This is a genomic window from Kitasatospora sp. NPDC040550, assembly GCF_055594965.1.
Genome location: NZ_JBVIWC010000017.1, coordinates 40,848 through 52,621, shown reverse-complemented (window position 1 = coordinate 52,621; position 11,774 = coordinate 40,848). Strand labels below are relative to the sequence as shown.

Genomic DNA, 11,774 nt, shown 5'->3' with positions numbered 1-11,774 from the left:
CCTTTCAGGCCTAGCGTCGTGGCGATTGTTTCAGCTGATGAAAAATTGAGGGCGCAAGCCATCGGGCGCGATCCGGCCCGGGCCGCCACGAGCCTCGCAGGCACTCGTCGGCACCCTCGCACGCACCCTCGTAAGCACTGGAGACAGCCCTCATGACCCCGCTGGACCACGGCGCCGCCGTCACCGCCGAGACCGCCCGCTTCGTCACCGCCGTCCAGGACGCCGACCCGGCCCTCCCGGTGCCCGGCTGCCCCGGCTGGACGCTCGCCGACCTCGTCCGCCACACCGGCAGCGTGCACCGCTGGTTCACCGTCCTGCTCCGGCAGCGGATCCAGCAGCCGCCGCGCAGCCGGGACGTCGACCTGCGGCTGCCCGAGGGCGCCGAGCAGTACCCGGCCTGGCTGGCCGAGTCCGCCCGGGAGGCCGCCGCCGCGTTCGCCGAGGGCGACCTCGACGAGCCGATGTGGGCCTGGGGCGCCGACCAGCACGCCAGGTTCTGGGTGCGCCGGATGCTCTTCGAGACCCTGGTCCACCGCGTCGACGCCGAGACCGCGCTCGGCCTGGAGCCGGAGATCGACCCGGCCCTCGCCGCCGACGGCGTGGCCGAGTTCCTGACCAACCTGCCCTTCGCCACCCTCTTCGCCCCCGGGACGGCCGAGCTGCGCGCCGACCACCGGACCATCCGCTTCACCCGCACCGACGGCGAGGGCGACTGGCTCGTCCGGCTGCGCCCCGACGGCTTCGGCCTGGAGGCATCCGACCTCGACGGCTCCGACGCGGCCGCCGACGCCACCGTCCGGGCGGGCGCCGCCGAGCTGCTGCTGCTCCTGTACGGGCGCCTGGACCGCACCGCGGCCGGGGTCGAGCTCGCCGGGGACGAGGAGCTGCTGGCGCACTGGTTCGCCCACTCGGCGTTCTGACCCGCGCCGGGCACTCGTCCGGACACGTCACCGGCCGGGCCCGTCGCGGGCCCGGCCGGTCGTCGTTCCGCCCCACGAGCGGGCCGCCGGCCCGTCCGTCCGGGCGCGTGGGCTCAGGCGGTCGCGGCCAGGGTGCCGTCGAAGGTGGCGGCCGCCAGGCCGAAGGAGAGGGTCATGCCGACGCCCGAGGTGACGGATATCGCCCGTACCCCCGGGGCCAGGTCGCGCACCAGCAGCTGGCCGCGCGCACTGCTGGCGTAGACGCCCTGCCAGCGCTCCAGGATCCGCAGGTCCGGCACGCCCAGCACCCGGGCGACGGCGGCGATCAGCAGCTCGTGGGTGCGCTCGTCGACGAACGGCGGGGTGGTGGCGTCGTAGTGGTGCGAGTCGCCGACCAGCACGGTGCCGTCCGGCAGCCGGGTGAACATCACATTGGCGCCGATCCCCAGCAGCTCCGCGCTGTGGCCGAGCACCTCGGCGCGCAGCGGAGCGGCCGACGGCTGGGTGGTGAAGGCGTCGTAGCGCAGCATCGAGGTGGCGGTCAGCACCGCCGCGTTGGTGCGGAACCCGGCCGGGGCCTCGGCCCGGGCCATGCTCAGGCGGCAGCGCTCGATCTCGTGGTCCTCGGCGATGTCGGGGAACAGGTAGTCGAGGTCGTGGCCGACGCAGACCAGGATCCGGTCGCCGTGCACCGGGCCCCGGGTGGTGTGCACGGCGCCGGACTCGACGCCGGTGACGGCGGTGCCCCACAGCACCCGGCCGCGCGGGTGCTCGGCGACCCAGCGGGCCAGCGCGGGCGCGGCCTCGCGCGGGTTGACCCGCAGGTCGGCGGGCAGCAGCGCGCCGCCGACCAGGTCCCCGGCCTCGCCGCCCGCGCGGCCGAGCGCCTCGGCCGTCTGCCCGGCGGTGCGCAGCCGTACGGCGTCCGCGCCGCGCTCGGCGTGCAGTTCGGCCAGCACGGCCGCCTCGGTCTCCGACCGGGCCACCACCAGCGCGCCGGCCTCCTCGGCCCAGAAGCCGGCCGCCGCGGCGGCGCGCAGCCAGCCGGAGCGGGAGCGCCGGGCCAGGCCGAGCAGTTCGCCGTCCTGGGCGGTGATGCAGCAGTGGCCGAAGTTGCGGATCGAGGCGCCGACCGGCCGCCGGTCGCGCTCCACCACGGTGACGGACAGTCCGTTGCCGAGGGCCTCGAAGGCGTGGGCCAGGCCGACGATGCCGGCGCCGACGATCACCACGTCGCTGCGGCCGGGCGCGCCGGCGGTGTCGCGCGAGGGGGAGACGGCGGGGGTGGTTGCGGATGCGCTGCTGCTGCTCATGGGACCCAGCCAAGCGGCCGGCGCGCACCGGAGTCAAGAGATGTATGTACAAGTCACCCCTTGTTCACCCGCCGGACGATCTTCGGGAGAACCTGGATGAACAGAAGAATCTGCAGGTGGACCGGCCTTGAGAAGTTCCGGCCCCGGGTGTCATAGTCGACTTGTGAAGACAAGTGAGGACCTCCCCCTCCACCAACGGCTCGGCGCGGAGTTCCTGCGCCGCATCGAGTCCGGCGAGTGGCCCGAGGGTGAGCCGGTGCCCAGCGAGTCGCAGCTCTGCGCCGAGTTCGGCACCTCCCGCGGCCCGGTCCGCCAGGCCCTGGCCATGCTGCGGACCGCGGGCAACCTGGTCGGCGGACGCGGCAAACCGCCCGTCGCCCGCCGCACCACGCCCTCCCAGCCCTTCGGCACCTTCCTGTCCTTCACCCAGTGGGCCCGCAGCATCGGCCGCGAGCCCGGGCAGCACACCCTGGAGGTGGCCCGCCGCCGGGCCGCCCCGGAGGCGGCCGCCCGGCTCGGCCTCGCCGAGGGCGAGCCGGTGGTCGAGCTCGTCCGCCTGCGGCTGCTGGACGGCGTCCCGGCCATGCTCGAACGCTCCACCTTCGTCCACGAGGTCGGCCGCGTCCTGTTCGACTTCGACCCGGACACCGGCTCGGTCTACCAGGAGCTGCTGCGCCGCGAGGTCGACCTGCACCACGCCCGGCACACCATCGACGCCGTCGCCGCCGGGCCGCGCGACGCCGAGCTCCTGCGGATCGCCCCCGGGGACCCGCTGCTGCGGGTGCGCCGGCTCACCACCTCCGGCCGGGGCGTGCCGCTGGAGGACGCCGACGACCGCTACCTGCCCGCGATGGCAACCTTCACCATCGAGAACACCGTCGAAGGCCGAACCGTGATCGGCCGCTACCGCACCGAAGAGGACTGAACACCGTGATCGAGCTCGCCGCCCTGGACATGGCCGGTACCACCATCAACGAGTCCGGCGCCGTCTACCGCGCGCTGCGCACCGCCGTCGAACGCAACGGGGTGGCCGTCGCCGAGGCCGACCTCCAGACCTGGATGGGCACCGACAAGCGCGAGGCCATCGCCGCCCTGGTCCGCATCGGCGGCGGCACCCCCACCCCGGAGCTGGTCGAGGAGAGCTACGCGGCCTTCGCGGAGTTCCTGCGCGAGGCCTACCGCGCCAACCCCCCGCAGGCCATCGAGGGCGTCGAGGAGGCGCTGGCCGAGCTGCGCCGCCGCGGCATCAAGGTCGCGCTCACCACCGGGTTCAGCGACGACGTCGCCTACCCGCTGCTGGAGTCGCTCGGCTGGTCCACCGGCGAGGGCGGCAACCTGGACGCCGTCGTCACCTCGGACGAGGTGCCGCGCGGCCGCCCGGCCCCGCACATGATCCACCGGGCGATGGAGAAGACCGGGGTGATCGACACCCGCCGGGTGCTGACCGCCGGGGACACCGTGGTCGACGTCGAGGCCGGCCGCAACGCCGGGGCCGGCGTGGTCGTCGGGGTGCTGACCGGGGAGCTCGACCGGGCCGACTTCGACGGGCACCCGCAGACCCACGTGCTGGCCGGCGTCACCGAGATCCCCGCCCTCCCCGAGGCCACCCCCACCGCCTGACCGCCCGGCCTGCCCCCGCCGCTCCCGCCGCCGGATCGCGCACCGGCGGCGGGAGCGTCCGTCGAGGCGTCCGTCGAGGCGTCTGTCAAGGCGTCTTGTCAAGGCGACGAGAGGATCTCGTCAGGGTCCGCCGCCCCCGCCCCCGGAATGCCGCACCCCCAGCGCCGAGGCGCTAACGTGGACGGCTTCCGTACCCCCGGTCCACCGAGGAGCAAAGCGCCGTGTCCGACAGCTTCGCGCACCTGCACGTCCACACCGAGTACTCGATGCTGGACGGGGCGGCGAAGAACGGAAAGCTGTTCGCCGAGGCGGAGAGACAGGGCATGCCCGCCATCGCGATGAGCGACCACGGCAACATGTTCGGCGCCTACGAGTTCTTCCACGCCGCCGCCAAGACCGGGGTGAAGCCGATCATCGGCATCGAGGCGTACGTCGCCCCGGCCTCCCGCTTCCTCAAGAAGCAGGTGTTCTGGTCGCCCGGCGGCCAGCGCCCCACCGGCGCCGACGGCGAGGGCGGCAAGGACGTCTCCGGCGGCGGCCGCTACACCCACATGACCATGTGGGCGCAGAACGCCACCGGCCTGCGGAACCTCTTCAAGCTCTCCTCGCTCGCGTCGATGGAGGGCTACTACATGAAGCCCCGGATGGACCGCGAGCTGATCGCCGCCAACGCGACCGGCATCATCGCCACCACCGGCTGCCCCTCCGGCGAGGTGCAGACCCGGCTGCGGCTCGGCCAGTACGACGAGGCGGTCAAGGCAGCCGGCGCCTACCAGGACATCTTCGGCAAGGAGAACTACTTCCTGGAGCTGATGGACCACGGCCTCTCCATCGAGAAGGACGTCCGCGAGGACCTGCTGCGCCTGGCCAAGGACCTGAACATCCCGCTGCTGGCCACCAACGACTCGCACTACGTGACCGCCGACCAGGCGGACGCCCACGACAGCCTGCTCTGCGTCGGCGTGGGCAAGAACAAGGACGACCCGAACCGGTTCAAGTTCCAGGGCACCGGCTACTACGTGAAGACCGCCGAGGAGATGCGCGAGCTCTTCCGCGAGCTGCCGGAGGCCTGTGACAACACCCTCGCGATCGCCGAGCGGATCGAGTCGTACGACGAGGTCTTCACCTACGTCGACCGGATGCCCCAGTTCGACGTGCCCGAGGGCGAGACCCAGGCCTCCTACCTGCGCAAGAAGATCGAGATCGGGCTCCAGCACCGGTACGGCGACAGCCCGAGCCAGGAGGTGCTGGACCGGATCGAGCTGGAGATGGGCGTCATCACCCCGATGGGGTTCGACGCCTACTTCCTCGTGGTCGCCGACATCTGCCAGTACGGCCGGGACAACGGCATCCCGGTCGGCCCCGGCCGTGGCTCGGCGGCCGGCTCGATGGTCGCCTACCTCACCGGCATCACCCAGCTGGACCCGCTGGAGCACGACCTGCTGTTCGAGCGCTTCCTCAACCCCGAGCGCATCAACCCCCCGGACGTCGACATCGACTTCGACGACCGCCAGCGCGACCAGATGGTCCGCTACGTGACCGAGAAGTACGGCGCCGCGTACACGGCCCAGGTGAACACCTTCGGCACCATCAAGGCCAAGGCGGCCGTGAAGGACGCCAACCGCATCCTCGGCTACCCGTTCGCGATGGGCGACCGGATCACCAAGGCGATGCCGCCGGACGTCATGGGCAAGGGCGTGCCGCTGGCCGACCTGTTCGACGAGAAGCACTCCCGGTACAACGAGGGCACCGAGATCCGGGCGCTGTACCAGAACGAGCCCGACGTCAAGAAGATCATCGACACCGGGCGCGGCATCGAGGGCCTGATCCGCGGCACCGGCGTGCACGCCGCGGCCGTCATCCTCTCTTCGACCCCGCTGCTCGACCTGATCCCGCTGCACATGCGGGACAAGGACGGCGTGATCATCACCGGCTTCGACTACCCGTCGTGCGAAGCCATGGGCCTGATCAAGATGGACTTCCTGGGTCTGCGGAACCTGGGCATCATCGACCACTGCATCAAGATCGTGAAGGCCAACCGGGGCGTCGACGTCGACATCGAGAAGATCCCGATCGACGACCCCACCACATACCAGCTGCTCGCCCGCGGCGACACCCTGGGCGTGTTCCAGCTCGACGGCGGCCCCATGCGCGCCCTGCTCAAGCTGATGAAGCCCACCGAGTTCGCCGACATCTCCGCCGTCTCCGCGCTGTACCGGCCCGGCCCGATGGGCATGAACTCGCACACCAACTACGCGCTGCGCAAGAACGCCCAGCAGGAGATCATCCCGATCCACCCCGAGCTGGAGGAACCGCTCAAGGACGTCCTCGGCCCCACCTACGGCCTGATCGTCTACCAGGAGCAGGTGCAGCGAGCCGCCCAGGTGCTGGCCGGCTACTCGCTCGGACAGGCAGACCTGCTGCGCCGCGCGATGGGCAAGAAGAAGAAGGAGGTGCTGGAGAAGGAGTTCGTGCCCTTCCACGCGGGCTGCAAGGAACGCGGCTACTCCGACGAGGCGATCCAGGCGGTGTGGGACGTGCTGGTCCCGTTCGCCGGCTACGCGTTCAACAAATCGCACTCCGCCGCGTACGGCCTGGTCTCGTACCAGACCGCCTACCTCAAGGCCAACTACCCGGCCGAGTACATGGCGGCGCTGCTCACCTCGGTCGCCGACGACAAGGACAAGATGGCCGTCTACCTGGCCGAGTGCCGGCAGATGGGCATCAAGATCCTCTCCCCCGACGTCAACGAGTCGGTGGTCGACTTCACCGCCGTCGGCAGCGACGTCCGCTTCGGCCTCAAGGCCGTGCGCAACGTGGGCGTGCCGGTGATCGAGTCCCTGGTCGGGACCCGCGACGAGAAGGGCAAGTACACCTCCTTCGCCGACTTCCTGGACAAGGTCGAGCTGGTGGTCTGCAACAAGCGCACCATCGACTCGCTGATCAAGGCCGGCGCCTTCGACTCGCTCGGACACACCCGGCTCTCGCTCAGCAGCGTCCACGAGAGCGCCATCGACGCCGTCACCGGGGTGAAGAAGCAGCAGGCCATCGGACAGGACGACCTGTTCGGCGCCCTGGACAGCGGCGACGGGGCACCCGCCATCGGGCTGGACTTCCAGCTCACCGAGAACGAGTGGCCCCGACGCCAACTCCTCGCCCTGGAACGGGAGATGCTCGGCCTGTACGTCTCCAGCCACCCGCTGGACGGCGCCGAGCACATCCTCTCCCAGAACCGCGACACCTCGATCGCCGAACTCCTCGGCTCCGGCCGCTCCGAGGGCGAGGTCCGGCTCTCCGGGCTGATCACCGGCGTGGACCGGCGGATCAACAAGGCGGGCAACGCCTGGGCGATCATCACGCTCTCCGACCGCGACGGCTCGGTCGAGGTGCTGTTCTTCCCGGCCACCTACAACCTGATGGCCGAGCAGATGATCGAGGACAACGTCATCTCGGTCCGCGGCCGCCTCAACGAGCGCGACGGCTCGCTGAGCATCTTCGGCCAGGAGATCGCCACCCTGGACGTCTCCTCCGCCGAGCTCGGCACCAAGCCGCCGGTCCAGATCACCGTCCCGGCCTCCCGGATCACGCCCGAGGTGGTCGCCGAGCTCAAGCTCGCGCTCCAGGCCCACCCCGGGGACGTCCCGATCCGGCTGCTCACCACCAACTGGGACAAGAACACCCTGTACGAGCTGGGCTTCCGGGTGAACCCCGACAACGGGCTCGCCTCCGACGTCAAGACCCTGCTCGGCAACCGCGCCTGGGCCGGCGCGGCCGTGCGCGCCGTCGCGGACCAGTCCGCCGGGCGGTAGGCGACCGGAACCGGGGCGGGGCGGGCACTGCTGCGCCCGCCCCGGCCCGGTCTGCTCGGCCCGCCCCGCTCGGTCCGGGCGTTTCATGGGTACCCGTGGTCGCACGAGCCTCAGATGAAAACGGATATCATTACGGTGCAGGCAGTGGATCGCACCGGCCGGTTCCGTTGCCAATCCCTATGGACATGACACACATTGGCAATCGAACGGGGAGCTCGAATGCGCACGGACACAGCGGGAGTCGGCATGCCGGTGGACGCGACCCTGGCCGGGGCCTGGCTGGAACGCTGGGAGCGCCAGCAGGAGCGGTACGCGGTGGGGCGCGAGGAGCGGTTCACCGTCATGGTGGACGTGGTGGAGCAGGTCGTCGGCCACCGCGCCCGGCCGCTGATCGCGGACCTCGGCAGCGGTCCCGGCTCGCTGTCCGCGCGGGTCGCCGACCGGCTGCCGCACGCCGAGGTCATCGCCGTCGACATCGACCCGCTGCTGCTCGCGCTCGGCCGGGCCGGACACCCCCGGGTGACCCGCTGGGTGGAGACCCTGATCGGGCGGCCCGGCTGGATCGAGGACCTCGGGCTCGACCGTCCGCTGGACGCCGTGCTCTCCTCCACCGCCCTGCACTACCCGCCGCCGGAGGCACTGCTCCGGATCTACCGGGACCTCGCGGGCGCACTGCGGCCCGGCGCCGTCCTGGTCAACGGCGACCACCTGATCCCCGAGGAGCCCTCCCTCGCCGAGCTCGCGCTGGCGATCGGCCGGCGCCGCTCCCAGCGCCGGGGCGTGGGCGGCGCCGAGGACTGGTCGCAGTGGTGGGACGCCGCCCGGCGGATCCCCGAGTTCGCCGACCTGCTGGCGGCCCGCGAGCGGCAGCTGCCGCCCAGCGAGGGCGACGGCAACGGCCTGTCCGCCGCCCAGCACGCCGGACTGCTGCGACTGGCGGGCTTCCGCCAGGCCGGGTCCGTCTGGCAGTACGGCGCCAGCTCCGTCCTGGTGGCGCTGCGCTGACCGGAATTGACCCCGGGCCCAACTCCCTTTTGTCACAAACGGATTGAGTGCGTTCGTATTGGCACAGTCTTTGCTATGGCGTGACAGAAATCGCTGTTGATTCAAACTGAAAACAGTTACCGTTTCCCTCGGTCGTCGACCGGCCGGGGCAGCCCGTCGGCGTGCCGTGTGCCCCTCACCCCGGACCACCGACGGGAAGCTGAACGCCATGCGGCCCTCACCGCTGTACCTGGAACCACGGCTGGAGCCCCGGCTCCGATCCCTCCTGGACACCACCGACCTCCTGCACACCCTGGTCGACGCGCTCGGGTCACCACTCAACTTGCTGCTGCCCGAACAACTCGCCGACAACCTGGCCCGCTTCCGGTCCGTCTACCGCAAGCACCGCCTCACCGGGCGGATCTACTTCGCCCACAAGGCCAACCGCTCCAGCGCCCTGGTCCGGCGGCTCGCCGCCACCGACACCGGGCCGGGCGCCGGACTCGACGCCGGGCTCGACGCCGCCTCCCTCGGCGAGCTCCAACACGCCCTCGGCGCCGGCCTCGCCCCCGAGCGGATCACGGCCACCGGCCCGAAGAACCGCGAGTTCCTCTGGCTGGCCGCCCGCACCGGCGCCACCGTCCACCTGGACTCCCTGGCCGAACTCGACGAACTGGCCGACCTGGTGCGCAAGCACGCCCTCCCCCGGGTGCCCGTGATGCCCCGGCTCTCCGGCTTCCGCTCGCCCGGCGTCACCGTCCTCACCCGGCCGAGCCGCTTCGGCGTCCCGACCGACCAGCTCGACGAACTGCTGGACACCCTCGAACGCCACCGCGACACCGTCGAACTCACCGGTGTCGCCTACCACTTGGACACCACCGGCATCACCGAGAAGGCCGTCGCCCTGGAAGCCTGCATCCGGATCATGGACGACTGCCACCGCCGCGGCCTGCACCCCCGCACCATCGACATCGGCGGCGGCTTCGGCGTCAACTACCTGGCCGACGCCGCCCAGTGGGAGCGGTACACCACCGAACTGACCGACGCCGTCCTGGGCCGGCGGCCCGCGCTCACCTGGCAGGGGCACGGCTACGGGCTGCGCAACGAGTCCGGCACCCTGCGCGGCGCGCTGGGCCTGTACCCGGCGCACCGCCCGGTCGCCGCCGAGGCCTACCTGGACGAGCTGCTCTCCCACCCCGCGCCCACCCTCGGCCGACCGCTGGCCACCCTGCTGCTGGAGAACATGTACGACCTGGCCGTCGAACCCGGCCGGGCCCTGGTCGACCAGTGCGGGGCCACCCTCGCCCGCGTCCTGGAGGTGCGGCGGGGGCCGGACGGCCCGGACGGCCCCCGGCTGGTACGGCTGGAACTGAACGCCCGGGACGCCGGGTTGGAGGACCACGGGGTGCTGATGGACCCGGTGCTGATCCCCCGCGCCGGCGGGCCCGTTCCGTCGGACGGCTCGGACGGCTCGGACGGCTCGGACGGCTCGGACGGCCCGGACGGCCCGGACGGCCCGGTGGGCGTCCACCTGCTCGGCAACCTCTGCCTGGAGGCGGACCTGATCACCCGTCGGGTGGTCCACCTCCCCCGCCTCCCCGCCCCCGGCGACCTGCTCGCCTTCGCCAACACCGCGGGCTACCTGATGGACTTCAACGCCGGCGGGCCCATCCGGCAGCCCGTCGCGCGCAAGGTCGCCGCCTACCGGCAGGACGGCGCCTGGCACTGGCGCCTCGACGAGCAGTACTGGCCCCTCGACGCCGCGGGGGCCGCGACACCCCAGGGGGACGCACGCGGATGAGGTACGACAGCATCACCGACGCGATCGGCGACACCCCGCTGGTCCGGATCGACCCGGCGGTGACCGGCCTGCGCTCCATCGACCTGTACGCCAAGCTCGAACTGCTCAACCCCTTCGGCTCGGTCAAGGACCGCGCCGCCTGGAACATGATCCGCGAGGCGCTCCCCGCGGCCGTCGCCTGCGGCGACACCGTCGTGGAACTCTCCAGCGGCAACACCGCCAAGGCGCTCGCGCTGATCGCCGGCATGCACGGACTGCCGTTCAAGAGCGTCACCAACCGGATGAAGGTCCCCGAGATCAAGGACCTCCTGCTGCTGCTCGGCGCCGAGATCGAGGAACTGCCCGGCCGCGCCGAGTGCCTCGACCCCACCGACACCGACGACCCGCTCACCCGCATCCACCGGATGCTCTCCACGGCCGGATCCGGCCACCTGCACACCGACCAGTACTTCAACCCGCTCAACGTCGACGCCCACCTCACCGGCACCGGGCCGGAGATCGTCCGCGACCTCGACGGCCGCGCCCCGGACGTCTTCGTCGCCTGCGTCGGCACCGCCGGCTCCTCCACCGGCGTGGCGACCGTGCTGCGCGCCCACAACCCGGCGGTCGAGGTGCTCGGACTGGTCGCCCACAAGTCCGACTTCATCCCCCGGCATCCGCACCATCGACGAGGTGCACGAGGTCGGCCTGTTCGACCCCGACACCTACGACAGCATCGCCTCGGTGACGGCGGAGCAGGCCATCGACGGCATGCTCACCCTGATCCGCCGCTGCGGCCTGCTGGCCGGCCCGACCGGCGGCGGCGCCTACTACGGCGCGCTGCGCCACCTCCGCGCCCTGGACGCCGAGTTGGCGGACACCGAGGAGCGCCGGACGGCCGTGTTCATCGTCTGCGACCGGGTCGAGAGCTACCTCGGCTACGTCCGCGACCGCCGGCCCGAACTGTTCGACCGGCCCGCCCGGCCGAACTCGGTCGGCACCCTGACCGAGGCCGAACTGGCCGCCGCCCGGGCCGTCGACGTGGACGCCGCCCGCAAGTGGATCGCCGAGGAGCGCCCGCTGGTGATCGACCTGCGCGGCCCCTTCGCCTACGCCGCGCTGCACATCGAGGGCTCGGTCAACATCGTCGACGAGCTGTTCGACGAACTCCTGCACGGCGGCCTGCCGTTCGGCACCCGCCAGCCCGTCCTGCTGGCCTGTCCGGTCGGCGAGAAGTCGGTCCGGTACGCCGCGCTGCTCACCCGGATGGGGCACCAGGACGCCCGCAGCCTGGCGGGCGGCATCATCGGCTGGCGCGACGCGGGCGCGCCGCTGGTCCGGGACTGAG

Annotated in this window: 7 protein-coding genes and 1 pseudogene; 7 read left to right on the top strand and 1 reads right to left on the bottom strand. The window is 72.0% G+C overall.

Annotation, left to right across the window (positions count from 1 at the left end; translation table 11 throughout):
* Positions 1-152 precede the first annotated feature (152 nt).
* Positions 153-920 carry a maleylpyruvate isomerase family mycothiol-dependent enzyme gene (locus tag ACZ58X_RS24350; RefSeq protein ID WP_470335711.1) on the top strand — a complete coding sequence of 256 codons (768 nt, stop codon included), beginning with the start codon at positions 153-155 and terminating at the stop codon, positions 918-920.
* Positions 921-1,033: 113 nt separating this feature from the next.
* On the opposite strand, the gene ACZ58X_RS24345 is transcribed toward ACZ58X_RS24350, so the two are convergent.
* The gene (locus tag ACZ58X_RS24345; RefSeq protein ID WP_470335710.1) at positions 1,034-2,233 is read right to left on the bottom strand and encodes a TIGR03364 family FAD-dependent oxidoreductase; all 1,200 of its coding nucleotides are present in this window, start codon (positions 2,231-2,233) and stop codon (positions 1,034-1,036) included.
* A gap of 163 nt (positions 2,234-2,396) precedes the next feature.
* On the opposite strand from ACZ58X_RS24345, the gene ACZ58X_RS24340 reads away from it, so the two are divergent.
* From ACZ58X_RS24340 to ACZ58X_RS24315, 6 genes and pseudogenes are all read left to right on the top strand, one after another.
* Positions 2,397-3,158: a GntR family transcriptional regulator gene (locus ACZ58X_RS24340; protein ID WP_470335709.1), complete on the top strand. Its 762-nt coding sequence runs from the start codon at positions 2,397-2,399 to the stop codon at positions 3,156-3,158.
* A 5-nt stretch (positions 3,159-3,163) separates the two neighbouring features.
* A complete protein-coding gene (locus ACZ58X_RS24335; protein ID WP_470335708.1) occupies positions 3,164-3,853 on the top strand; it encodes a phosphonatase-like hydrolase in 690 nt (229 codons plus the stop codon).
* 221 nt (positions 3,854-4,074) lie between these two features.
* Complete coding sequence (gene dnaE / locus ACZ58X_RS24330) at positions 4,075-7,662, top strand: DNA polymerase III subunit alpha (RefSeq protein WP_470335707.1); 3,588 nt, start codon at positions 4,075-4,077, stop codon at positions 7,660-7,662.
* Positions 7,663-7,881: 219 nt separating this feature from the next.
* Positions 7,882-8,667: a class I SAM-dependent methyltransferase gene (locus tag ACZ58X_RS24325; RefSeq protein ID WP_470335706.1), complete on the top strand. Its 786-nt coding sequence runs from the start codon at positions 7,882-7,884 to the stop codon at positions 8,665-8,667.
* 208 nt (positions 8,668-8,875) lie between these two features.
* Positions 8,876-10,447: an alanine racemase gene (locus ACZ58X_RS24320; RefSeq protein WP_470335705.1), complete on the top strand. Its 1,572-nt coding sequence runs from the start codon at positions 8,876-8,878 to the stop codon at positions 10,445-10,447.
* Positions 10,444-11,773 (top strand): annotated as a pseudogene (locus tag ACZ58X_RS24315) (pyridoxal-phosphate dependent enzyme). Before ACZ58X_RS24320 ends, ACZ58X_RS24315 begins: the two are co-directional and overlap by 4 nt.
* The last annotated feature ends 1 nt before the right edge of the window (position 11,774 follow it).